Annotated in this window: 26 protein-coding genes; 22 read left to right on the forward strand and 4 right to left on the reverse strand. The window is 40.7% G+C overall.

Annotated features, from left to right (window positions below; all coding sequences use genetic code 11):
* Positions 1-174: 174 nt before the first annotated feature.
* The 6 genes from A3GS_RS0102120 (at position 175) to greA (ending at position 8,247) form a co-directional block, all read left to right on the forward strand.
* Positions 175-3,270: a pilus expression-regulating Snf2 family helicase gene (locus A3GS_RS0102120; RefSeq protein ID WP_026216239.1), complete on the forward strand. Its 3,096-nt coding sequence runs from the start codon at positions 175-177 to the stop codon at positions 3,268-3,270.
* Positions 3,271-3,358: 88 nt separating this feature from the next.
* Complete coding sequence (gene zapJ / locus A3GS_RS0102125) at positions 3,359-3,973, forward strand: divisome accessory protein ZapJ (RefSeq protein ID WP_018363777.1); 615 nt, start codon at positions 3,359-3,361, stop codon at positions 3,971-3,973.
* Between the two features lie 10 nt (positions 3,974-3,983).
* Positions 3,984-5,315, forward strand: coding sequence for a UDP-N-acetylmuramate--L-alanine ligase (murC, locus tag A3GS_RS0102130; protein WP_018363778.1), 1,332 nt, complete (start codon positions 3,984-3,986; stop codon positions 5,313-5,315).
* A gap of 93 nt (positions 5,316-5,408) precedes the next feature.
* Positions 5,409-5,903: a GNAT family N-acetyltransferase gene (locus A3GS_RS0102135; protein ID WP_018363779.1), complete on the forward strand. Its 495-nt coding sequence runs from the start codon at positions 5,409-5,411 to the stop codon at positions 5,901-5,903.
* Positions 5,904-6,022: 119 nt separating this feature from the next.
* Entirely contained in the window at positions 6,023-7,678 is a 1,656-nt protein-coding gene (gene mltG, locus A3GS_RS0102140; RefSeq protein WP_018363780.1) for an endolytic transglycosylase MltG, read from the forward strand.
* A gap of 86 nt (positions 7,679-7,764) precedes the next feature.
* Complete coding sequence (gene greA, locus A3GS_RS0102145) at positions 7,765-8,247, forward strand: transcription elongation factor GreA (RefSeq protein WP_018363781.1); 483 nt, start codon at positions 7,765-7,767, stop codon at positions 8,245-8,247.
* A 126-nt stretch (positions 8,248-8,373) separates the two neighbouring features.
* Here the strand turns inward: greA and yidC are convergent, their stop codons facing one another.
* Both yidC and A3GS_RS0102155 read right to left on the reverse strand, forming a co-directional pair.
* Positions 8,374-9,309, reverse strand: a complete 936-nt coding sequence (yidC, locus tag A3GS_RS0102150; protein ID WP_018363782.1) for a membrane protein insertase YidC — start codon at positions 9,307-9,309, stop codon at positions 8,374-8,376.
* A gap of 204 nt (positions 9,310-9,513) precedes the next feature.
* The gene (locus A3GS_RS0102155) at positions 9,514-9,792 is read right to left on the reverse strand and encodes an acylphosphatase (RefSeq protein WP_018363783.1); all 279 of its coding nucleotides are present in this window, start codon (positions 9,790-9,792) and stop codon (positions 9,514-9,516) included.
* Between the two features lie 32 nt (positions 9,793-9,824).
* On the opposite strand from A3GS_RS0102155, the gene A3GS_RS0102160 reads away from it, so the two are divergent.
* From A3GS_RS0102160 to yidD, 14 genes are all read left to right on the forward strand, one after another.
* Positions 9,825-10,565, forward strand: coding sequence for a TrmH family RNA methyltransferase (locus tag A3GS_RS0102160; protein WP_018363784.1), 741 nt, complete (start codon positions 9,825-9,827; stop codon positions 10,563-10,565).
* Between the two features lie 37 nt (positions 10,566-10,602).
* On the forward strand, positions 10,603-11,106 hold the full coding sequence (locus A3GS_RS0102165) for an HD domain-containing protein (RefSeq protein ID WP_018363785.1): 504 nt from the start codon (positions 10,603-10,605) through the stop codon (positions 11,104-11,106).
* A gap of 12 nt (positions 11,107-11,118) precedes the next feature.
* Positions 11,119-11,808: a Bax inhibitor-1/YccA family protein gene (locus A3GS_RS0102170; protein ID WP_018363786.1), complete on the forward strand. Its 690-nt coding sequence runs from the start codon at positions 11,119-11,121 to the stop codon at positions 11,806-11,808.
* 443 nt (positions 11,809-12,251) lie between these two features.
* Positions 12,252-13,496: a diaminopimelate decarboxylase gene (locus A3GS_RS0102180; protein ID WP_018363787.1), complete on the forward strand. Its 1,245-nt coding sequence runs from the start codon at positions 12,252-12,254 to the stop codon at positions 13,494-13,496.
* Between the two features lie 121 nt (positions 13,497-13,617).
* Positions 13,618-13,857, forward strand: a complete 240-nt coding sequence (locus A3GS_RS0102185) for a YneF family protein (protein WP_018363788.1) — start codon at positions 13,618-13,620, stop codon at positions 13,855-13,857.
* 142 nt (positions 13,858-13,999) lie between these two features.
* On the forward strand, positions 14,000-14,815 hold the full coding sequence (gene racE, locus A3GS_RS0102190; RefSeq protein WP_018363789.1) for a glutamate racemase: 816 nt from the start codon (positions 14,000-14,002) through the stop codon (positions 14,813-14,815).
* Entirely contained in the window at positions 14,812-15,822 is a 1,011-nt protein-coding gene (locus A3GS_RS0102195; protein ID WP_018363790.1) for a nucleoside-triphosphate diphosphatase, read from the forward strand. The genes racE and A3GS_RS0102195 overlap by 4 nt, the downstream gene beginning before the upstream one ends.
* Positions 15,804-16,325 (forward strand): metallophosphoesterase, encoded by a 522-nt coding sequence (locus A3GS_RS0102200; protein ID WP_018363791.1) that lies wholly within the window; start codon positions 15,804-15,806, stop codon positions 16,323-16,325. Before A3GS_RS0102195 ends, A3GS_RS0102200 begins: the two co-directional genes overlap by 19 nt.
* A complete protein-coding gene (gene cbpB / locus A3GS_RS0102205; RefSeq protein WP_018363792.1) occupies positions 16,322-16,786 on the forward strand; it encodes a cyclic-di-AMP-binding protein CbpB in 465 nt (154 codons plus the stop codon). Before A3GS_RS0102200 ends, cbpB begins: the two co-directional genes overlap by 4 nt.
* A complete protein-coding gene (xerD, locus tag A3GS_RS0102210) occupies positions 16,779-17,522 on the forward strand; it encodes a site-specific tyrosine recombinase XerD (RefSeq protein WP_018363793.1) in 744 nt (247 codons plus the stop codon). Before cbpB ends, xerD begins: the two co-directional genes overlap by 8 nt.
* The gene (locus tag A3GS_RS0102215; protein WP_018363794.1) at positions 17,522-18,229 is read left to right on the forward strand and encodes a segregation/condensation protein A; all 708 of its coding nucleotides are present in this window, start codon (positions 17,522-17,524) and stop codon (positions 18,227-18,229) included. Before xerD ends, A3GS_RS0102215 begins: the two co-directional genes overlap by 1 nt.
* On the forward strand, positions 18,226-18,831 hold the full coding sequence (scpB, locus tag A3GS_RS0102220; RefSeq protein WP_018363795.1) for an SMC-Scp complex subunit ScpB: 606 nt from the start codon (positions 18,226-18,228) through the stop codon (positions 18,829-18,831). The genes A3GS_RS0102215 and scpB overlap by 4 nt, the downstream gene beginning before the upstream one ends.
* Complete coding sequence (locus tag A3GS_RS0102225; protein ID WP_018363796.1) at positions 18,821-19,546, forward strand: pseudouridine synthase; 726 nt, start codon at positions 18,821-18,823, stop codon at positions 19,544-19,546. The genes scpB and A3GS_RS0102225 overlap by 11 nt, the downstream gene beginning before the upstream one ends.
* On the forward strand, positions 19,543-19,794 hold the full coding sequence (gene yidD / locus A3GS_RS0102230) for a membrane protein insertion efficiency factor YidD (protein ID WP_018363797.1): 252 nt from the start codon (positions 19,543-19,545) through the stop codon (positions 19,792-19,794). Before A3GS_RS0102225 ends, yidD begins: the two co-directional genes overlap by 4 nt.
* Before the next feature lie 210 nt (positions 19,795-20,004).
* On the opposite strand, the gene A3GS_RS0102235 is transcribed toward yidD, so the two are convergent.
* Positions 20,005-21,444 carry a TrkH family potassium uptake protein gene (locus A3GS_RS0102235; RefSeq protein WP_018363798.1) on the reverse strand — a complete coding sequence of 480 codons (1,440 nt, stop codon included), beginning with the start codon at positions 21,442-21,444 and terminating at the stop codon, positions 20,005-20,007.
* A 3-nt stretch (positions 21,445-21,447) separates the two neighbouring features.
* Positions 21,448-22,797, reverse strand: coding sequence for a Trk system potassium transporter TrkA (trkA, locus tag A3GS_RS0102240; protein WP_018363799.1), 1,350 nt, complete (start codon positions 22,795-22,797; stop codon positions 21,448-21,450).
* 440 nt (positions 22,798-23,237) lie between these two features.
* Here trkA and A3GS_RS0102245 point away from each other — a divergent pair, with 440 nt between their 5' ends.
* Together A3GS_RS0102245 and A3GS_RS11345 are read left to right on the forward strand one after the other, a co-directional pair.
* Positions 23,238-23,786: a tRNA (cytidine(34)-2'-O)-methyltransferase gene (locus tag A3GS_RS0102245; RefSeq protein WP_018363800.1), complete on the forward strand. Its 549-nt coding sequence runs from the start codon at positions 23,238-23,240 to the stop codon at positions 23,784-23,786.
* 96 nt (positions 23,787-23,882) lie between these two features.
* On the forward strand, positions 23,883-24,835 hold a 953-nt coding region (locus A3GS_RS11345), incomplete at its 3' end, for a YSIRK-type signal peptide-containing protein (RefSeq protein ID WP_018363801.1).

Genomic DNA, 24,835 nt, shown 5'->3' on the forward strand with positions numbered 1-24,835 from the left:
AAAAAGTTAAACCACTTTGTCTATGGTTGTAGAGGAATTTGTTAGAAGTTAAGTAAGTCTTCCGACGGTGTTTGGGAGGCTTGTTTAACTTTTTCAGGCTTGAAATTCAGATTTTTTAAGAAAAAGCTCAGCCATTTTGCTATAATAAAAGGATAAGGTAAAGGTGGTAGGAAAATGAGTAGAATGATTCCAGGCCGTATTCGCAATCAAGGCATTGAACTTTATGAAGAAGGATTAGTTAAGCTGTTGAGTAGGGAAAGTGACTTCATTCAGGCAGAAGTGGCAGACCATCACGTGCAGTACTCGATTGAAGATGCCAAGACCCGCTGTGACTGTGAGCTTTTTACAAAGAAAAAGTATTGTCAACACTTGGCTGCCCTTGAATATTATCTTAAAAATAATCAAGAGGGCAAGGAAGTGGCAGAGCAAATGGTTTCCAGACAGGAAGATCAACAGGAAACTCAGCAAATCACTTCTTTTGGTAGCCTTTTTTTGGATGGGCTTCAAGTCAATGAGGATGACCGCACTAAGTATCGTTTGTCTGCTCTGGGGAACCAAAGTCCCTACTCGTCTGACTTCTGGTGGAGCTTGAAAATTAATCGTTTGCCAGATGAGCGGAGCTATGTTGTACGCGATATTAAGGCTTTCTTGTCGGTTGTCAAAAAAGAAGGCTATTATCAAATCGGGAAACATTATTTTGAGCCTATTTCATTGATTCAGTTTGATCAGGCCAGTCAGGATTTGATTCATTTTTTGTGGCGCCTTATCCCTGATCAGGCTGGACAGGATTTGGATTACCTTTTGCCTAACCATGGTCGCAACCTCAGCTTTCCGAGTGGCTTTTTTGAAGAAGGTGTCTCGCTATTAAATCAACTTTATGACTTTACTTTTGAAGGTCAGTACCAGACGGTCAATCAGCTCTTTTTCAGAGAACTGGACGGTTCAGAAAATCTGTTTTCATTTAAGGTTGTTGTTCACCGTCGTTTTATTGAATTGATGATTGTTGAAAAGGTTTATCAGGCCTTGTTTGACAATGATTACCTCTTTTACCAAGATACCTTTTACCATCTCAGCCTCAAGCAAAGTAAGATGGTTTCAGCGATTCGCAGCCTGCCTATTGAGGAAGATCTAGCCAAGCATATCCATTTTGGCTTGGACGACCAGGCAAAGTTGGCAGCTAGTTTGCTTGATTTTAGAGAATTAGGGTCGGTTGAGGCACCTAAGAGCTTTGATATTAGGGACTTTGAGGTTAGCTTTTACTTGGACATCAATGACAGTCAAGAAATTCTGCTGGACCTTGTCTTTGATTACGACGGCTTTAAAGTGAACAATCGTAAAGAACTACTGGCCTTGCCTTTTGCTAGTCACTTTAAGCATGAAGAGCGTGTTTTCAAGGTTTTGGAAGATAATGGCTTTTCAGCTGATTTCCATTCTTATCATACGCCGCTGGCGGTCGCAGACCTCTACCATTTCTTTGACCAGACCTTGAAAGAATTGCGGAGCCTAGGTCAAGTCATTCTGTCTGATGACTTAGAGGAGCTTCGTTTGATTGAAAGTCCTCGTGTGGATATTAATGCCAAGGTTGGCTTGCTTGATATTTCTTTTGATTTCTCTAGCATCTATGAGGATGATATTGATCAGGCTTTGACAGCACTCTTTGATAATCAGCCTTACTTTGTTAACAAATCTGGCAAGTTAGTGCTCTTTGACGAGGAAACACAAAAGGTCAGTCAGACTCTTCAGAAGCTCAGAGCTAAGCAGCTTAACAATGGTCATTTACAGTTGAATAGTTTAGCTGCCTTCCAGTTGGCAGATGTTTTTAAGGACAATGATCAGGTCGCTTTTTCTGAAAGTTTTAAAGATTTAGCTCACGACTTAACTCATCCTGAGGAGTTCCAGTTGTCGAATTTCAAGCTTAATGCTGATTTACGGGACTATCAACTAGTTGGCGTGCGTTGGCTGTCTATGCTTGATCACTATGGTTTTGGCGGTGTCTTGGCTGATGACATGGGACTAGGAAAGACCTTGCAGACCATCGCCTTTCTGTCTTCTAAATTAACTGATCAGTCTCGGGTGCTTATTCTATCGCCATCTAGCCTGATTTATAATTGGAAGGATGAGTTTGATAAATTCGCTCCTGACCTAGATGTGGTCGTTTCTTACGGGCTTAAGTCTGTCCGCGATCACATCATTGCAGAGCAGCATCAGATTACCATTACCAGTTATTCTTCTTTCCGTCAGGATTTCGGAGGTTACCAGCAGGAAGCCTTTGATTACTTGATCTTGGATGAGGCCCAGGTCATGAAAAACACTCAGACCAAGATTGCCCAGCACTTGCGCGCTTTTGAGGTCAAAAATTGCTTTGCACTATCAGGAACACCGATTGAAAATAAGCTACTGGAAATCTGGTCCATCTTTCAGATTGTTCTTCCAGGCCTCTTGCCAAATAAAAAAGCTTTTTTGAAAATGGATGCCGAGCAGGTGTCTCGCTATATTAAGCCATTTATCATGCGTCGCCGCAAGGAAGAAGTATTGCCAGAGCTGCCAGATTTGATTGAAATCAATTATTCAAGCGAGCTAGCTGACGGTCAAAAGGCTATTTACCTGGCTCAGCTTCGTCAGATGCAAGATAGCATTCGTCATTCTTCAGACCAGGATATTAATCGCCAGAAAATCGAAATTTTGTCTGGCATTACCCGCTTGCGTCAGATTTGTGATACACCTAGTCTCTTCATGGATTACAAGGGCGACAGTGGTAAATTGGATAGTCTGCGCGATCTACTTCTACAAATCAAGGAAAATGGTCACCGTGCTTTGATTTTCTCACAATTTCGTGGCATGTTGGACATCACGGAAGCAGAGTTGGAAAAATTGGGCCTGACCAGCTACAAGATTACTGGCTCAACACCAGCCAATGAACGTCAGGAAATGACAAGAGCCTTTAATAATGGCGCCAGAGATACGTTCTTAATTTCTTTGAAGGCTGGTGGTGTCGGTCTTAACCTGACTGGTGCGGATACAGTGGTGCTTATTGATCTCTGGTGGAATCCTGCTGTTGAAATGCAGGCCATCAGCCGTGCCCATCGTATCGGTCAGCAAGAAAATGTTGAAGTCTATCGCTTGATTACGCGTGGCACCATTGAAGAGAAAATCTTAGAATTGCAAGAGAGCAAGAAAAACTTGGTGACGACGGTGCTTGACGGCAATGAAACCCGTGCTAGCATGACCATTGATGATATTAAAGACATTTTGGGATTGACTAATAGTTGAGAAATACGTGACTTTGTGAAAAGGAAAACTTTGAAAAATAATAACAATTAGTTTATAATAAGAATGCTTGTAGAAAGGAAGTGTTGCCGTGAAGAAAAATCTAAGATCTTTTCCGCTGATTGCAGACGGTGAGACCGTTATTGAACCGCCTAAACAAATGGCCTTGTATGATAACGAAGATTTAATCACCAACATTCGTGGTCAGTATCAGGATAAGGATTATAATGATGTTACAAAAAATTATGATTTTCTTGATGAAACTGTCACCTCTCGTCAGCAGGCTCCCGATCGTCTAAAGACGCATAATGAAGGCAAGTCTTATGCTAAATTAGCCCGTGAACAGGCCAAGCAAGATATCAAGAAAAAACGTCAAACTTATCTGACTCCAGATATTCAAAAGGCTGTCAAAGCTGATTTTCAAAAGAATAATCAAGTGAGTGGAGTAAATAAAACTAAAAAGGTTCCTCAAAAAGGAAACCATTTAGTCCATCTTGCTGAACAGTTGAGACAGGAAGATTATATCTTGGCTGAATTACCAGTGACTTATCAGAAGCCCAATAACCAAAATAAGCAGAAACCTAAAAAGAATAACTATGATTTCTTGAAGCGAAGTCAGATTTATAATAAAGAGGAAAATCGTGCGCATAGAGAGCGTCAGGTGGCCCAAGAGCTTAACCTAACCCCTTTTAGCGAGCAACATTAGAGGAGAAAACATGTCTAAGGTCTATCATTTTATCGGAATCAAGGGATCAGGAATGAGTGCCCTTGCACTGATGCTCCATCAAATGGGACATAAGGTTCAAGGTAGCGATGTTGAAAAATATTATTTCACTCAACGTGGCCTTGAGCAAGCAGGAATTCCTATCTTGCCATTTTCTGAAGATAATATCACAGAAGATGTTGAGTTAATCGCTGGGAATGCCTTCCGTGAAGACAACAATATCGAAGTGGCTTACGCTATGCACAATGGCTATCAGTTCAAACGTTACCATGAATTTCTTGGTGATTTTATGCGCCAGTTCACTAGCTTTGGTGTGGCAGGTGCTCACGGGAAAACATCAACGACTGGACTTCTTTCTCATGTTCTCAAAAACATTACGGATACCTCTTACCTGATTGGCGATGGTACTGGCCGTGGTTCAGCCAAGGCTAGCTATTTTGTTTTTGAGTCTGATGAATATGAACGTCACTTTATGCCTTACCATCCAGAGTATTCTATTATTACTAATATTGATTTTGACCACCCAGACTACTTTACAGGTATTGATGACGTTTTTGAGGCTTTCAATGACTATGCTAAACAAGTTCAGAAAGGTCTCTTCTTATATGGCGAAGACCCTTATCTCCGTAAAATCACTGCGGATGCGCCAATTTATTATTACGGTTTTGATGATGCGGATGATTTCGTAGCTTATGATATTACACGAACAACCAACGGATCTGATTTCAAGGTAAAACATGGCGATGAAGTTCTTGGTAGTTTCCATGTACCAGCCTTTGGCCGTCACAATATTTTAAATGCAACAGCTGTTATTGCTAATCTTTATGTAGCAGGTTTTGATATGGAGCTGGTAGCGCAGCACTTGAAAACATTCTCAGGTGTTAAACGTCGCTTTACAGAAAAAGTGATTAATGACACTATCATCATTGATGACTTTGCTCATCACCCAACCGAAATTATTGCGACACTGGATGCGGCACGCCAAAAATACCCATCAAAGGAAATTGTGGCTATTTTTCAACCTCACACTTTCACTCGTACCATCGCCTTGTTAGATGATTTTGCTTCGGCGCTTAATGAAGCGGACAGTGTTTACCTAGCTCAAATTTATGGTTCAGCACGTGAAACAGATCACGGTGATGTCAAGGTTGAAGACTTAGCTGAAAAAATTGCTAAGCCAGCTAAGGTCGTTACTGTTGAAAATGTTTCGCCACTCCTTGACCATGACAATGCGGTCTATGTTTTCATGGGAGCTGGTGATATTCAACTTTATGAACGTTCATTTGAAGAACTTTTGGCAAACTTGACTAAAAATACACGTTAAAAGTGAGTACAATTTAGATAGTCGGAGACTAGCTGGCAGACTGAGGGGAGCTTGGCCTGCAGGTTAGCTCCGTCTTCTTTTAGGAGAATGTTGATGTTAATTAGACACGCTAGACCAGATGACTTTGAAGATGTGGTTCGCATTGAGTGGGAGAACTTTTCACCGGCAGAAGCGGCGTCAGAACAAGCCATCAAAGAACGATTAGATATGATTTGCGATACCTTTTTGATTGCAGAAATTGATGGGCGAATTGCTGGTTACATAGAAGGTCCAGTTGTGGCACAACGTTATTTGACAGACGATCTTTTCCATAAGGTGACTAGAAATCCTCATCAAGGCGGATTTATTGCTGTGACAAGTCTTTCTGTGGATAAAAAGTTTAAGGGACAGGGTGTGGGAACAACCTTGATTGCTGCTTTGAAAGATTTAGCTATCGCTCAAGAAAGACAAGGTATTAATCTAACTTGCCACGACTATCTGATTGCTTATTATGAAATGAACGGCTTCCTTGATGAAGGCGAGTCTGAATCTACTCATGGTGGGGCAACTTGGTATAATATGGTTTGGGAAAATCCCCAGTTGTCTTAGAGAAAAGCTTTTGGAATTTGTTTTTCTTTGTTAAAAATAGATAACAAAGGGCCTAATCAGTTGATTTTCCGCCTTTTTTAAGATATAATGGCGGTTGATTAATATGAGGAGGTTGAGCTTTGACCGAACGTAAAGATCATCAACAAAAGGCTCAAGAGGAAAAAAGTTTTAAAGCGCAGATTTTAGCTGACCTGCAAAAGGCCAATCGTGCTCGTGAATTGCGTGAAAAGGAATTACTAGAGCAAGCTGAAGCTGAAAAAAAAGCTCGTCTTGCTGAGAAAAAGCGTCTTGCAGAGGCAAAATTGAAAAAAGAGGTTCAGACACCTGCTGAGCCTCTTGTTCTAACTGACGATAGTATTAGAGAACGTCAGCAGGCTAGTTTGTCAGCTTCTGATGGGTCAAGGGTATTTGTAGCTGGCAAAGAAGTGGCTGAGCGATCTAATCAAGTAGCTCAAGAAGAAAAAGTAGCTGCTTTAGAAAAGAATTCGGCCGAAACAGCTCAGCTATTTTCTGAAAAAGCGCAGGATACTTCTAATCAAGTGGCTAAACCAGTTCCAACAGAGCAAAAAGTCCAACCTTCGCTTGAAGTTGCTCCTGAAAATAGAAAAGTAGAAAAGATGAATAAAAGACGTAGACGTCAAAAGACAGATAATTTAGCTAAACGCATTTCGCTAATTTTAATTTCAGCTATCATTCTTGTTTTATTGATGGCAGGTTTCTTTGGGTACCGATTTGTAAAATCCTCTATCAATCCGCTTGATAAGAATGATACTGACTATGTTCAGGTTGAAATTCCTGAAGGCTCTGGCAATAAGTTGATTGGGCAGATTTTGGAGAAGGCAGGGGTCATCAAGAGTGGCCAAGTTTTTAATTATTATTCAAAGTTTAAAAATTACACTAACTTCCAGAGCGGCTACTACAACCTTCAAAAGAGCATGTCTTTAGATGATATTGCCGCCGCTTTACAAAAGGGTGGCTCTGCACAGCCAACTAAGCCAGTTCTTGGAAAAATTTTGATTACTGAAGGTTATACTATCAAGCAAATCTCAAAGGCTATTGAGAGCAATGCCAATACCAAGAAAACTTCTGATAAAACGCCTTTCAGCTCAAAAGATTTCCTCAAACTCATTCAAAGTGACGATTTTATTGCTAAGATGCAAGCAAAATACCCAAAACTTTTGGCTAATCTTCCAAGCAAGTCGTCGGCTAAATATCAGCTAGAAGGTTATCTTTTTCCAGCGACCTATAACTATTACAAAGAAACGTCCTTGGAATCATTGGCTGAGGAAATGATTTCAACTATGAATCAAAATCTGTCAGATTATTATGATATGATTGCAGCTAAGAATTTAACAGTGAATGAAGTCCTGACCGTGGCTTCATTGGTTGAAAAAGAAGGTTCAACAGACGAAGACCGTCGTAACATTGCCAGCGTCTTCTATAATCGCTTAAATGCAGGGATGCCTCTTCAAAGTAACATTGCTATCCTCTATGCAATGGATAAACTTGGAAGCAAGACAACACTTGCAGAAGATGCCGCTATTGACACATCTATTGATTCACCCTATAATATTTATACCAACACAGGTTTGATGCCTGGTGCGGTTGACAGCCCCGGTCTGTCAGCTATTAAAGCTACTGTAACCCCTGCATCTACAGATTATTACTATTTTGTCGCTGATGTCAAAACAGGTAAGGTCTATTATGCAAAGACTTACGAAGAACATGCTTCAAATGTTGAAAAATATGTTAACAGTCAATTGACAAATGAATAAGGAAAAATAAAAAGCGATCCTTGCAGATTTGCTTTTTCATTGCTCAATTGTTTGATTAAAATTAAAAATTTAGAAAAGAGACTAACATGGCAGAAAAAACTTACCCTATGACACTTGCAGAAAAACAGCAACTGGAAGCAGAACTAGAAGATCTTAAATTAGTTCGCCGTCCAGAAGTTGTTGAACGTATCAAAATTGCTCGTTCATACGGTGACCTTTCAGAAAACTCAGAGTATGAAGCAGCGAAGGATGAGCAAGCTTTTGTTGAGGGTCAAATTCAAATTTTGGAAACTAAAATCCGTTACGCTGAAATCGTTGATAGCGATTCAGTTGCTAAGGATGAGGTTGCCATCGGAAAAACAGTCGTTGTCGAAGAAGTTGGCACAAGTGATAAGGATACTTACCATATCGTTGGTGCTGCCGGAGCAGATATTTTCTCTGGTAAAATTTCAAATGAAAGTCCAATTGCCCAAGCTTTGATTGGCAAGAAAACAGGGGATATCGCTACTATCGAGTCTCCTGCTGGTAGCTACGATGTTAAAATCATCAGCGTTGAAAAAACAGCTTAAAAACAGAGAATAGGAGTTAGTCGATTAGGCTAGCTCTTTTTTAATCCCCTCAAAATAAAACTGTTCAAGAAAAAAAGAGGACTCTAAATCAAGTCATTGACTTGAATATAGAATCCTCTTTTTATGTTAATTATGATTACGCTGTTTGCCAGCGTTGCGACGTTTTTTAGTATTAGTTGTAATAGCAGATGGTACTGACTCAGCCTTGGCAGACTTGGTTACATCTTTACGAGCTTTGCTAGATTTGTAGGCCTTAGGCGGATTCTTTTCGAATTCATCCATAATCTTTTGACGAAGTTTTGGCTTCAAAATGTAGGTTGTTATCAATTGTTGAATAATGGAGAAGATACCACCGACAAACCAATAAAGGGCAACGCTGGCTGGTAGGTTGATGGACATGAAAATCATCATAAGTGGCATCATGTACGTCATTGATTTCATCTGTGCACGTTGTTCCTCGGCTACACTCTTCATTGATAACCATGATTGCAAGTAATAGAGAGCCGCGATAACGATGGTCAGAACAAGACTACGTTGTCCCAAGTCAAAGCCAAGGAAATGACTGCTTGCAACACCATCAGTAAAGCGAGCTGCATAGAAGAGAGCTGAGAAGAAAGGCATTTGGATCAAGAGTGGCAAGCAACCAATACTACCAAGCACGTTGACACCATTTTCCTTTTGAGCTGCCATGAGTTCTGTTTGCGCCGCCAGCTTTTCTTCTTGGGTTGTAGCATTTTTCATGCGCTCGTTGATTGGTTCAAAGACTGGTTTGAGGTAAGCCATCTTTTCAGATTGATAACTTGCCTTCCAAGACTGATAAAGTCCCAAAGGTAAAATGATCAGACGAACAATGATGGTTACTAGGATGATGGCAACACCGAAACCAAGTCCTGCATCGGTTGCAAAGAACTTGATGACGTGCCCCATAGGTTCAACCAGAAGTTTATAAACCCATCCTTCACCTGTTGGCACACCATTTTTTTGTTGTACGCAACCAGATAAGAGAAAGAGCATGGACAGGGCTAAACCTGAGAATAAAACACGATTTAATTTCTTTTTCAATATAATAGTCCTTTTGATTTTAATATACCTTACTATTTTACTGTTTTTTCTTTAAATAAACAATAGTTCTTAAGTCTGAAATTACTAGTCTTTGTAATTCAGACGGGTGAGCTTAGAAAAAAGATTTTCAAGGAGCCTGCCTGTTAAATTTTACCTCAGCAGATTCAGGAGGAATTTCCCATCTCAACTTGATTTTTTGAGTGCTTAGTTAGCCATGCAAAAATCACTGTAGTCTTTAAAATGCCCCACTTTGACATCAACGTAGGTAACTTTAGCCCATTTTGAAGGGCCTTTACGAATTTCTTGGATGAACTTAGCTATTTTAGCTGGGTCGTCGGATTGGGCTAAGATTTCAACGGTACCATCGTCGTTATTCCAAACGCGACCATAGATATCTCCTATTTCAAGCGCTAGCATATAAGTGGAATAACGAAAGCCCACGCCTTGCACGCGTCCCGAGACAATCAGATGTACTTTTTTCATGCAAATCCCTCTTTTCTTGGTATAATGTTCTTATGACTATTATAACCTCAAAATCAAATAATCTCATTAAAAAAACAAAGAAATTATTGCAAAAAAAGCATCGCAAAGCTTCTTACCTAATTGAAGGTTGGCATCTTTTTGAAGAAGCTCAAAAGGCAGGAGCTGTTTTCCTTAATATTTTTGTTTTGGAGGAGATGGCAGAGCCCCTAGCCACTTTTCCTCGGCTAATTCTTGTGACACCAGAGGTCTTAAAAGAATTGACAGACTCACCAACACCACAAGGTATTATTGCAGAAGTTGCTATGCCATCCAATCATCTTGAAGACCTAAAAGGAAGCCGTTTTCTCCTTTTGGAAGATGTGCAGGATCCTGGAAATGTGGGAACTATGGTTAGGCTGGCCGATGCGGCTGGCCTAGATGCCGTTATTATTTCAGAAAAATCAGCAGACATTTACAATCAAAAGACGCTTCGCTCTATGCAAGGCAGTCATTTCCATCTTCCTGTCTATCGAACAAATCTATTTGACCTTTGTCAGCATTTTTCAGAGAAAAATATTCCTCTGATAGTGACTACCTTGTCAAAAGAATCGGTTGATTATAAGAAACTGCCAAAGCAAGACAGTTTTGCTCTTGTTATGGGGAATGAAGGTCAAGGCATTTCCAAAAAAATGGTAGAGCAGGCTGACATCTTAGCTCATATCACTATGCCAGGACAGGCGGAAAGTTTAAATGTAGCCGTAGCAGCAGGTATACTTGTTTTCAGTTTAATTTAAGAAGTTATGCTATAATGGTGCTGAAGAGGTGAATGCCATGGAAAAATATAAGAAAGATCAAGAATTTATGGATTATGTTGGTCATCTGATTGACCATCCGCGTTTTCAACGCTTAGATGACATCGTCCAACATCATCATTCGACCCGATTGGAACATTCCATTCATGTGAGCTATACTAGCTATAAGCTAGCCAAACGATTCGGCTGGGATGCTAAATCTACTGCACGTGGGGGATTGTTGCATGATTTCTTTTATTATGACTGGAGAATAACTAAGTTCAATAAAAGTCATGCTTGGGTTCACCCTAGAATAGCTGTTCGCAATGCGCGAAAGCTGACCAAGCTCAATAAACGCGAGGAAGATATTATTCTTAAGCATATGTGGGGAGCAACCATTGCACCACCGCGTTACAAGGAAGGCTATATTGTTACTATGGTTGATAAGTATTGGGCTATTCGCGAAGCTGCTCGGCCTTTAAAGAAAGTATTGGCCAAACCTCGTCGTTTTAGTCGCAAGTTTTTGAACAGTTACCATCATTAAAAAGGAGTTTAAATGAACGATAATATTATCTATACTGAGACGGATACAGGTCTCAATCGCTTTTTTGCTAAGATTTACGGACTGGTAGGTTTTGGAATAGGCCTGTCAGCCTTTGTTTCTTTCCTTATGCTCTATGTCTTTTCAGATAATATGGTTGCCATCATGACTAGTCATTCTTTGATTTATTATGGTGCCATCATTCTGGAGCTGATTCTTGTTTTTTTAGCTAGTGGTGCAGCGCGTAAGAATACACCAGCTGCTTTACCGCTCTTTTTGACCTACTCTGCTCTTAATGGCTTTACGCTCAGCTTTGTCATCGTGGCTTATGCTCAGACAACTGTCTTACAGGCTTTTCTATCGTCAGCTCTTCTCTTTTTCGTCATGGCTATTATCGGTGCAGTGACTAAGCGAGACTTATCTGGCATGGGTAAGGCTATGTACGCGGCTATCATTGGTATTTTGATTGCTGGCTTGGTCAATCTTTTTATTGGCAGTGGCTTGATGAGTTTAATTATTAGTGTTGTTTCTGTTTTAATTTTCTCAGGCTTGATTGCTTATGATAATCAGATGATTAAGCGTGTCTATGAAGGAACAGGCGGCAATGTGGGGAACGGATGGGCTATTTCAATGGCACTTAGTCTTTATCTGGACTTCATCAATCTTTTCTTGAGTTTGTTGAGAATTTTCGGCAGAAATGATTAATAATCGAATAATAAAGTAAGGGCACTATTGTTAGTGTCCTTTTTCTCATTCCAACTGTTCGTCAAAGCAAAAGAGCTCAAACTTTTCTCCAATTAGATCTCAATGTTGATACTATCAACTATTTTATGTACCTCATTAGTAGAGAGCTCCTGTATTCAATAAGACAAGCTCCCAAGCTTGTCCTGACAGCGACTAAAACCTGTTGCTTTTGGAGCATGCTGACGTGTTGTGCTGCTCAAACTGAATGACGAGTAAAAGATTAAGGGTAACTTTGGCTTTATTTTGAAAAAAACAGATTTCTTCTTGAGTTGGTACTTAATGAGTAAGGTGACATTTTCAATGTTTTTTTATGATTTTAAGAGAATAGACCTTAAAGAACTTTGTCAAAAGGCTGTGCTTTATGCTATAATAGTCCTAATATTTTGAACATTTGAGGTTATCCCATGAAAACACCGTTTATCACAAAAGAAGCCCTAGCAAAGATTACTGCAGAATTTCCGACCCCTTTTCATCTGTATGATGAAAAAGGGATTCGTGAGACAGCACGCGCGGTTAATGCGGCCTTTGCTTGGAATCCAGGCTTTAAAGAATATTTTGCCGTTAAAGCAACGCCAAACCCAACGATTTTGAAAATCTTGCAAGAAGAAGGTTGCGGAGTGGACTGTGCTACTGATGTTGAATTGATGATGAGTCATAAACTTGGTTTCAAGGATATTAGTTTCACTTCCAATGATACTAAGGCTGCGGAATTTGTTTATGCGCGTGAGATCGATGCCATGATTAATTTAGATGCTTATGAACACATTGCTTTTTTAGAAGAAGTGGCTGGTCTGCCTCAAACTGTTTCCCTGCGCTATAACCCTGGCGGCGTATTCTCACTTGGAACAGATATCATGGATCATCCAGAGGAATCAAAATTTGGTATGACCCATGACCAATTGATTCAGGGGTACAAGGACTTGAAAGTCAAGGGTGTTAAATCTTTCGGCCTCCATGCTTTTTTGGCCTCTAATACGGTAACAAATGATTATTATCCAACCTTGGCAGCGCAGCTTTTTAACCTAGCTGTTGAAATCAAAGAGAAAACAGGTGTTAGCCTTGATTTCATCAATTTGTCAGGCGGTGTAGGGATTGATTATAGTCCTGCTAACAAGCAAAATGATATTGCTGTAATCGGTGAAGGGGTGCACCAAGAATTTGATAAGATTTTGGTACCAAATGGTCTGGGTCATATCAAGATTTTCACTGAGTTAGGTCGCTTTATGCTAGCGCCTCATGGTCATTTAGTGACTAAGGTTTTGCATCTTAAGGATACCTACCGTCATTATGTGGGGGTTGACGCTTCTGCAGTTAATTTGCTCCGTCCAGCCATGTATGATGCTTACCATCACATTACTAACATCAGTAACCCTGATGGCAATATAGAAACGGTAGATGTGACAGGTAGTCTTTGTGAAAACAACGATAAGTTTGCTAAAAATCGTGAATTGCCTGAAGCACGTGTCGGGGATACGCTGATTATTCATGATACTGGTGCTCATGGCTTCTCTATGGGCTACAATTACAACGGTCGTTTGCGTTCGGCTGAGATTCTTTATCAGGAAGATGGCGGTGCTCGCATGATTCGTCGTGCAGAAAAACCAGAGGATTATTTCGCAACCCTATATGGTTTTGATTTTGAAAAATAAGGAGAAAGGTGGCAGAAAGCTGATTTGAAAAGGGCTTTTCTAGCTACCTTTTGTAATTGTAAACTCTTTCCATTTTTGCTATAATAGGTACGTTAAAAAAGTTAGGAGAACTGGATAAAAAATGAATACTGTTATTTGGATTTTATTAATTATCGTTGCCTTATTTGGTGGGCTTGTTGGTGGTGCTTTTATTGCTCGTAAACAAATCGAAAAAGAGCTTGGTGAACACCCACGTTTGACACCAGATGCTATTCGAGAGATGATGAGTCAAATGGGGCAAAAGCCTAATGAGGCGAAAGTGCAGCAAACTTATCGCAATATAATTAAACACTCAAAAGCAGCAGCCAAAGCTAAAAAATAGGATCTTCTCGTTTAATTCCTAGAAAGACTGCTTTAGTAGTTTATCGTAAACTAGATTCTGGGGAACAGAGCTCAGAAATGCATGACTCAGTTGGCTCCACCAACTGAGTTTTTTAACAAATCTAGTTTTAGAAAGAAAAAATATGGATAATAGACCAATTGGTTTTTTAGATTCAGGAGTTGGTGGCTTAACAGTCGTTCGTGAACTGATGCGTCAACTACCTCATGAAGAAATTGTTTATATTGGTGATTCAGCTAGAGCTCCTTATGGCCCTCGTCCAGCAGAACAGATTAGAGAGTACACTTGGGAGCTGGTTAATTTTCTTTTGACCAAGAATGTCAAGATGATTGTCTTCGCCTGCAATACAGCGACAGCTGTAGCTTGGGAGGAGGTTAAGGAAAAACTGAAAATTCCTGTTTTGGGTGTTATCCTACCGGGTTCTAGCGCTGCTATTAAATCATCGACTGGTGGGAAAATTGGTGTCATTGGAACGCCTATGACCATTGCTTCTGATATCTATAATGAAAAGATAAAAGCTTTAGCTCCTCAAATGGAGGTCCAAAGCTTAGCCTGTCCTAAGTTTGCTCCGCTGGTGGAGTCTAATCAAATAGCATCTAGTGTTGCCAAGAAGGTTGTTTACGAATCATTGGCGCCATTAGTTGGCAAAGTTGATACCTTGGTCTTGGGTTGCACGCATTACCCTTTGTTACGACCGATTATCCAAAATGTCATGGGTCCACAGGTTACACTAATTGATAGCGGAGCAGAGTGTGTTCGTGATATTTCTGTTTTGCTGAATTATTTCCAAATCAATCGCAGCAGGGATGGAGAAGGTGTGAAGCATCGCTTTTACACCACAGCCAACCCAGAAAGTTTCAAAATGATTGCTATCAATTGGCTGGATCAGGACATTCCTGTAGAACATGCGACCCTGCTGGTTAAGAAAGGTGAAAAATGACTGATAACATTTACGAATATAAGGATGAAAAAAACTGGTTTGTCGGAAAATGGCAGGGTTTTAATACTCTAGCTGGTTTAGGTCAGGTTAGTAACGAGGCTTACCTTAGGTTAAATCATGATTTGGCTAGTTTACTTGACAGTGACAAGGTTGATTCTAAGGACAATCAGAACTGGCGGCCAAACGGCTATGATGTGACGGTTATCAAGAAATCATCTGATTTTCGTTTGATTGCTTTTGTTGTAGACATGATTGCTCAGGAAACAGGTCGTCCTTTAAAAGTCAAACAGCATCAGGGAGCTGTTTTGGTGACTGAAAAGGAAAGACTTTTGCTGGTACATTTGCCAGAAGCTGGTGTCAAACTTGATGACTTTTTTGGCAATAGTGGTGCTGAAAAACTTGGAGATACTATCCTCATTGCGACACGAAATGAAGGTAAAACCAAAGAATTTCGAAAAATGTTTGAGAAACTGGGCATCAAGGTTGAAAATCTTAACGATTACCCTGATTTGCCAGAAGTAGCTGAGACTGGCATGACCTTTGAAGAGAACGCTCGCCTGAAGGCTGAAACTATCTCTGAAATCACCGGTAAAATGGTGCTGTCAGATGATTCGGGACTGAAGGTCGATGTCTTAGGAGGACTGCCTGGGGTTTGGTCGGCCCGTTTTTCTGGGCCAGATGCGACTGATGCTAAAAATAACGCTAAATTATTGCATGAATTGGCCATGGTTTTTGAACTCAAAGACCGTTCAGCCCAATTCCACACAACCTTGGTTGTGGCAGCGCCAGGTAAGGAAAGTCTGGTTGTTGAAGCAGACTGGCCAGGTTACATTGCTACAGAACCCAGAGGTGACAATGGTTTCGGTTACGATCCTCTCTTTTTGGTGGGGGAAACAGGTCGGACAGCTGCGCAGCTATCTGCCCAAGAAAAAAATGAAATCTCTCATAGAGGTCAAGCTGTTAAGAAATTAATGGAGGTATTTCCAGCATGGCAACAAGAACATTAATCGTGATGAGTGATTCCCATGGAGACCGTGAGATTGTCAAAGAGATTAAGGGACGTTATCAAGGTAAGGTTGATGCTATTTTTCATAATGGGGACTCTGAATTATCTAGTAAAGATGATATTTGGGATGGTATCTATGTTGTTGCGGGAAATTGTGACTACGATTCGGGTTATCCTAACCGCTTGATTACGCAATTTCCAGAATTTACCGTGGCTCAAACGCATGGCCATCTTTACAATATTAATTTCACATGGGATCGTCTTGATTTGTTTGCCCAAGAGGCGGATGCAGATATTTGTCTCTATGGACATTTGCATCGTCCAGCTGCTTGGCGTAATGGGAAGACTGTCTTTGTCAATCCAGGTAGTGTTTTACAGCCAAGAGGTGACATCAACGAGAAACTGTATGCTAAAATTACTGTAACGTCTGAAGAGATTAAAGTAGAATACTTTACTCGCCAGCATGAGCTTTACCCAGCATTAACCGAGGTATTTAATAGATGATTGCAAAAGAATTTGAAGACTTTCTGCTCCAGCATTTGGATCATTACCTGATAGCGGCGGATGACTTGGCTATCTTTATTGATAGCCACAATACGGACCATGTCATGTTGCTTCTGGCTAATAATGGCTATTCGCGCGTGCCTGTCATTACCAAGGATAAGAAATATGTCGGAACCATTAGTATTTCAGATATTCTTTCCTACAAAGCCAAACATCAGCTGACGGATTGGGAGATGTCTAAGATGGATATTGCTGAGATGGTCAACACTAAGATTGAAACCATTAGTGATCAGGCTAGTCTGACAGAAACCATGCACAAACTGATTGACTATTCTTTCTTGCCTGTGGTGGATAACCAAGGAACTTTTATCGGTATTATCACGCGCAAATCTATCCTTAAGGCTGTCAACAGTCTTTTGCATGATTTCACAGATTACTACACCATTACACCGCATGATTGAATTAATAAAAGCTTTCATTGACAGTAAGCATTTGTCTGATAATACGAGACAGTCTTATTTCTATGATTTGAAACAGTTTGAAGCGGTAGTTGATCATCGTCTTAGTCAGGAAAGACTGGCACTTTATGAGCAATCCTTATCTGACCTCAAGTTATCAGCTAGAAAACGCAAGATCTCCGCTGTTAATCAATTTTTGTACTATTTGTACAGTCAAGGTAAGGTTGACCGCTTTTATAAACTAACTATCAAGGAAAAATTAGCTGAGAAACCTGTTAATCACAGGCTTTTGGATTTGTCGGTCTTTTATGCAGATAGCCAGCAGACAGCTGGTCAGTTGATTGCCCTATTGATTGTGGAATTAGGTCTGCAAATCAGTGAGATTGCTCAGCTGGAACAAGTTGCGCTGGACCTGGACTTTCTAATTTGTCAGCTGAGGAAGGGCGATTTGGTTAGGATTGTCCGTTTTCCAAGGACAATGTTGCCTTATTTGGAGCAAGTTATGGAAAAAGATGGGACATATTTATTTGAACATGCTGGCAAACCTTATTCAAGGCAATGGTTACTAGCGCAGCTCAAACTGTTTTTGCGTGAGCAAAATTTGCCAGAATTCACAGCTCAGACCTTACGTGAACAGTACATTTTGCATCAAAAAGAAGCAGGCAAGTCCATTTTTGAGGTCAGTCAAAGTTTGGGGTTGCGGAGTCCTGTGACACTGGAGAAGTATTTTAGAAACTAATGGATATAAAATTAAAAGATTTTGAAGGACCTTTAGATTTACTGCTCCATCTGGTGTCCAAGTATCAGGTGGATATCTACGATGTGCCCATTGTTGAGGTGATTGAGCAATATTTGGCTTATATTGAAACCTTGCAGGCCATGAAGTTGGAAGTGGCGGGCGAATACATGGTCATGGCCAGTCAACTCATGCTGATCAAAAGTCGAAAACTACTGCCAAAAGTTGTTGAAATGGCGCCTGAAGAAGATGATCCTGAAGTAGAACTCTTGAGTAAGATTGAAGAATATAAGCGTTTCAAAGAGCTGAGTCAAGAATTTTCTGCTCAGCATGATGAGCGGGCGAAGTTCTTTGCCAAACCCAAGCAGGAATTGATTTTTGACGATGTGACGCTGAATCATGATAAATCTGTCATGGATCTCTTCTTGTCTTTCTCACAAATCATGACTCAGAAGCAAAATCGCTTGCGCCAAAGCCATACGGTCATTGAAAAAGATGATTTTCGTATTGAAGACATGATGGCTAGTCTCAACCAGCGTTTGACAGAAGAGAGAGAAATTAGTCTGTCGGATGTTTTCGCGGATTGCCAGAGTGTGACAGAGATGGTGACCCTTTTCTTGGCAACTTTAGAGCTGATTAAGGTGCATGAGGCAACGGTTGAACAGGAAGAGAATTTTGGACAAATCATTTTAAGAAAGGGAGAGGCATGACTTACTATTTAGCACAGATTGAGGCCCTTCTCTTTGTAGCAGGAGAAGATGGTCTGACGCTGCGCCAGCTGGCTAGTATATTGTCTTTGACACCGACGGCGCTTCAGCAGCAGTTAGAAAAATTAGCTGAAAAATACGCTCAAGATGACAATTCAAGCCTGGCTTTGCTAGAAACTTCAAACAGCTATAAGCTGGTTACCAAGGATAAGTTTGCGGATCTCTTGAGGGATTATGCTAGGGCACCCATTAATCAAAGTTTGTCGCGCGCCAGCTTAGAAGTTCTGTCCATCATTGCTTACAAGCAACCCATTACACGGATTGAAATTGATGATATACGTGGGGTTAATTCTAGCGGAGCAATCAGTAAATTGATGGCCTTTGGCTTAATTGCAGAAGCAGGTAAGAAAGAAGTGATAGGACGTCCCAACCTTTACGCGACAACGGATTATTTTCTTGATTACATGGGGATTAATCATTTGGATGAGCTGGTAGATGCTTCAAATATTGAACTGGTTGATCAAGAAATCAATCTTTTCCATCAAGAAGAAGCCTTCCCAGACCAAGAGCAGACAAAAGAAACGAAAGAAGAAAATGAGAATTAATAAATACATTGCGCACGCAGGGGTTGCCAGCCGCAGAAAAGCAGAAGAATTGATTAAACAAGGTCTAGTGACTATTAATGGGCAAGTGGTGACAGAACTGGCAACGACTGTTAAGTCAGGAGATTTAGTAGAGGTTGAAGGTAGTCCAATCTACAATGAAGAGAAGGTTTACTACCTCCTCAACAAGCCACGCGGCGTGATTTCCAGCGTCTCTGATGAAAAAGGACGTAAGACAGTCATAGACCTCCTGCCCCAAGTCAAGGAGCGCATTTATCCTGTTGGTCGTTTGGATTGGGATACATCTGGTCTTTTGATTTTGACCAATGATGGAGATTTCACGGACAAGATGATTCACCCACGTAATGAGATTGACAAGGTTTATTTAGCGCGTGTCAAAGGCATAGCGACTAAGGAAAATCTGCGTCCACTGACGCGTGGTATCGTTATAGATGGCAAGAAAACCAAGCCGGCTCGCTACAATATCATCAAGGTTGACCCTGACAAGAACCGTTCGCTGGTAGAATTGATTATTCACGAAGGACGCAATCATCAGGTCAAGAAGATGTTTGAAAACGTTGGACTTTTGGTAGACAAATTGTCACGGACACGCTTTGGCAATTTGGATTTGACGGGTCTTCGTCCCGGTGAATTTCGCCGTCTCAATAAAAAAGAAATCAGCCAGTTGCACAACATGGCTATTAATAAGGTCAAATGAAAAGGCTCTTAATAGCATCTGTCCGTTTCTACCAAAAATTTATCTCGCCTGCTTTTCCACCATCCTGTCGTTATCGCCCAACCTGCTCAAATTACATGATTGAAGCCATTGACAAACATGGTGCTAAAGGTGTTCTCATGGGAATTGTTCGTATCATGCGCTGCCATCCCTTTGTCCAGGGTGGGCATGATCCGGTCCCAGACCATTTTAGTTTAAAACGCAACAAAACAAGCGACTCACACCAGTGAATCGCTTGTTTTGTTTCTCAGAGAGTTGGTACAGTATAATAAGCACCTAAAATCATCAGATTTAGCTGCCTTTCAAAGAAACTTGTCTAATCTAATTAGATGAAGGGAATTTTTCAGGTTACCCAGCAGTGGCGCTATTAAAAGATGAGCCATTGTCTTTAAACAAGATAAGCTGACCCTAGAGACAGCTTGTCTTGTAAGTGTTTGTGGTTAGTATTTAGACCAAGTTTTTGGAATGAAGAGTAGGAGCATTGGGTAGATTTCCAAGCGTCCGGCGATCATGGCCAAGGACATGAGAACTTTTGAAAATGGACTAAAGATAGCGAAAGTATCTGATGTTCCCAGCATTGGTCCTATATTGTTGAAGGTTGAGGCAGCTGCACTGACGACTACCATGAAGTTGCTGTTGTCTAGTGATAGAAAAAAAATCAAAGCCAGCATTATCATGACGTAAATGGCTAAATATTTGAGAATGCTATGCTGGGTTTCCTTTTCTAAGGAACTGCCATTGACGTGAATGGTCATAACACGGTTAGGGTAGAGGCTGGAAATGACTTGATTACGGGAAATTTTTCCTAGAATCAAGGCTCGCATGACCTTAATCCCCCCTGCTGTCGATCCCGCAGAGCCCCCAATGAACATGAGCATGAGTAAAATAACTTGTGAAAAGAGTGGCCAGACCGTTAAATCAGTTATGCCAAAACCAGTTGTTGTGATTATGGTTGACACTTCAAAAAAAGAGTATTCTAAGCCCTTGCCTACGCTTGAATAGAGACCGCCAACATTGAGCCAGATGAGGATTGTTGAAATCAAGACGATAGCAAAGTAAGTACGTAGCTCTTCATCTCCGAAAAATGCCTTGAACTTGCGCAATAAGAGAAAGTAGTAGAGGTTAAAATTGACCCCGAAGAGCAGAGTGCCAACCGAAACAATATTGGCAATCAGGGCACTGTGATAATGAGCAATGGAATCATTATAAACTGCAAAACCGCCTGTCCCAGCACCGCCCATTGCCGTCACAATACTGTCAAAGAGAGGCATGCCAGCCCACCAGAGGGCAAGGGCGAAAATGACGAACATGACCAAGTAGATAATGTAGAGAATTTGTGCCGTTTCTTTGAGCTTGGAAACCACCTTACCAAAAATGGGGCCAGGAACCTCGGCTCGCATGACTTCTAAGTGGCTGTTGTTACTATTTTCCATAATGGCTAGCGCAAAAACCAGCACTCCCATCCCACCAATCAAGTGAGCAAAGCTTCGCCAGAAAAGAAGAGAATGAGACAGGACACTTACATCAGGTAAAATAGTTGCACCAGTCGTTGTGAAACCAGAGCTCATCTCGAAGAAGGCGTCAATGATACTAGGAATTTGTTTGGAGAGGACAAAAGGCAATGCACCGAAGAATGACCATAAAAGCCAACAAAGAGCAACAATCAGCATACCTTCCTTAGTATAAACGTGGTAATTCTTAGGCTTAAAGAGCACTCCTAGGCCACCCAGAGCCAGCAAAATGGCCATGGTGATGAGGATGCTGGAAATAACAGTGAAATTTTCTCTGTAAATGAAGGCGACAACCAAAGGTACTAGCAGAAGTGCTGCTTCGATTAACAATAATTTCGATAGGAGGAAACGAATCATACTTTTATTCATGTCTTACCTCGCTAACAAATCTGAAATACGCGTGATGTTTTTGAGCAGAGTCACGACAACGATTTTATCGCCCACATGGAGGACATCCTCGCCAGTTGGAAAGATAGTTTTACCATTACGAATGATAGCAGCGATAACGATATTCTTTTTAAAGGTTAGAGAGGACAAGCTCTTTCCTGCCATCTTATTGGACTCACGAATTTCAAATTGCAGGGTCTCAATATGACCATTTGCCACATGGTGCATAGCATCCAAACTAGAATCCTGAGCATTAACACGACCACGGATAAAGTGCATCATCGAATCCACGGCAATACTTTTTGGTGTGACAATACTTGAAAATTGGCTGGTGTCAATAATTTCAAGTAGACTGGTTCGATTGACCTTGGTGATATTTTTCTGAACACCCAGCGTTTCTAGGAACATAGAAGAAATGATGTTTTCCTCATCAACACCTGTCAAGGTTGCGACACAGTCAAAGTTTTCAACACTTTCTTCCAAGAGAACGTTCTTAGCCGTTCCATCACCCTGAACAACATGGACATGAGGAAATTCTTGACTGAAAAATTCAGCACGCTTAGGATTGACCTCAATCAACTTCACATGGATTTTAGTATGTTTTAGAATATTGAGAAGATAGTAGGCAATCTTACCCGCACCGATAATCATCATATTTTTGACAATCTTAGCCTTGATAAAATTATGAAAGAGAATCATTTCCACACGATTTCCTGTGATGAAGATACGATCCTCCGCCTGAATAACAGCATCACCGTTTGGAATGATGATTTTTCCATCTCGTTCAATAGCGCAGACGACAATGTTACCGAATTTTTTACGGAACTGGCTAAGAGTCATCTGGCAAAGCTTGCTGTCGCTGACAATTTTAAATTCCATCAGCATAACACGACCGTTGACAAAATGTTCAACGGATAGAGCATTTGGAAAATCAATAGAATTGGCAATATAACGAGCTGTCAGCAATTCTGGATTGACCACCAGTGAAAAACCAAGGAAATTCTTGTCCTTAAAATAGGCATTAGAATATTCAGGATTGCGAACACGGACAATGGTTTCTTTTGCTCCCATCTTCTTGGCCAAAACAGCTGAAATCATGTTGACCTCATCCTTATCCGTGATGGCAATGAAAATATCGCAAGAGTTGACATCAGCTTGCTCTAAAATTTTAAAGTTGGCTCCATTGCCCACAATTCCCATAATATCGTTGCGCTTGGTTACTCGCTTTAGAACAGCTTCATTTTCTTCAATCAGAATAACATCGTGATCTTCTTCAACCAGTGAGCGGCAAAGGGCAGTTCCGACCTTACCACCACCTACAACAATTATTCTCATAATAACCTCCAAATTATATAGACTATCATACCTTTTTTTCCCTAAAAATGCACGCCAATAAGTAAAAGTCACTAAAATGAAATCAAAAATTTGAAACTAGCTAATTAAGCTTTGCTATTGAGCTTCTGCCATTATGACACCAGCCTGTCTAGCCCGAATGCTTGAAAAATTTCTTTTTAAGTTGAAACTGAATTTTTGCTAACTTCCTTTTATTCTCAGATTAGAAACGGTAAATAAAAGGATATTTAGATATTATTTGAAAAATAGAGTTAAAGTGATTGACATTACTTTGTAAAGTGTTATAATAATCTACAAGAATTCGTTGGTTTAAATCAAACCTGTTATGATTTAAGTTAATGAATCGCCACCAACCACATTGTTTGCTGAGCTTGACTCCGGGCAGTGTGGTTTTTTTATGAGAAAATCGAGAAGTAAAAGATATGAATATTGAAGAATTAAGCCAGAATAATCACCGCAAAGACAGCGGTCGTAACCACATTGTCCTTTTTGAGCCCCAAATTCCAGCTAATACAGGTAATATTGCCAGAACCTGCGCAGCAACCAATAGTCCCCTCCACATCATCCGTCCCATGGGTTTTCCAATTGATGATAAAAAAATGAAACGTGCTGGATTAGATTACTGGGACAAGTTGGACATCACGTTTTATGACAATTTAGAAGAGTTTATGAGTAAATGCACTGGACGGGTTCATTTGATTAGTAAATTTGCTGATAAGGTTTATTCCGATGAAGATTATAATGACGACCAAGACCATTATTTCATGTTCGGCCGTGAAGATAAGGGCTTGCCAGAAGGCTTTATGCGGGCTAATTCAGAAAAAGCTCTGCGCATTCCTATGAATGATGAACACGTCCGCAGCTTAAACGTGTCCAATACTGTTTGCATGATTATTTACGAAGCATTGCGCCAGCAATCCTTTCCAAATCTTGAACTCAGTCATACCTATGAACATGATAAGTTGAAATAAGGAAGTAAGGAGGTTTAGGACCTTCTTTTTCAGTGCTATATTGAAAGCCTTTTCTTACTGTGATATAATGAATAAAAAAGAGTAGGAGAAGAAGAAATGGGACTTAAACGTAAAGAGAAATTTTCTATCCGTAAGTACAAAAAAATTGGTACAGCTTCTGTTTTATTAGGGACCTTCTTCTTGGTAAGTTCAGCTGGAATTGTCTTTGCTGAGGAAGTGGAGGTACCACAAGCCGTAGTACAGCCAATAACAGTACCTTCCGCAGCTTCTGAAGCAACGACAGTTTCATCTACAAGCGGGGTAAGTAGCACAACTGACCAATCTCAGTCAACAACAAACTCAGCAGTAGATGATAACACTCAAGTAAGTCCAGCAGTTCCAACGGCTTCTACCACTCAGACGACAGAAGTAGATGTAGTAGGCCAAGCAAAGGATGGGCAGCCGACGGATCCAGTATCGGCTGAAACAAAATCAGTTGAAACTTCAAATACTCAAGTAACTAGCGTACAAAAAGAAAGAATTGTATCTACAAGGGTAGAAGATGAGCAGTCGAAGGCGCCTCAAGCAAGTGAAAATAGTCTAAGCTCTGAGGTAGCAGTAGTTGAGGAAAAAACGGCAGCTAAGTCACAAGATGAAGCTAGTTTGTCAGCGGCTAATACACAAGCCCAGTCAGCTGCAGTCACCACATTAGCCATGTATCGTCTCTACAATCCCAACTCAGGCGAGCATTTTTATACCTCAAATGGTTACGAAAAAGTAAGTCTTGTTAAGCTTGGCTGGCGTGATGAAAATGTAGCCTGGTATGCACCGACCAAAGGAGAGGAAGTTTATCGTCTTTATAATCCTAATGCCGGTGATCACCANTATACANTAAACAAGGGTGAGATGACTAATTTGTCAAATCTGGGTTGGCGCTATGAAGGTATTGCTTGGTATTCGGCAGGAACAATTGCTATGTATCGCCTTTATAATCCTAATGCTAAATCAGGTAGCCATCACTACACAGCATCTAAGAGTGAAGTGGTTTCTCTGACCAAACTTGGCTGGCG

It is taken from the genome of Streptococcus caballi DSM 19004 (assembly GCF_000379985.1).
In the GTDB taxonomy this organism is placed as follows: Bacteria; Bacillota; Bacilli; order Lactobacillales; family Streptococcaceae; genus Streptococcus; species Streptococcus caballi.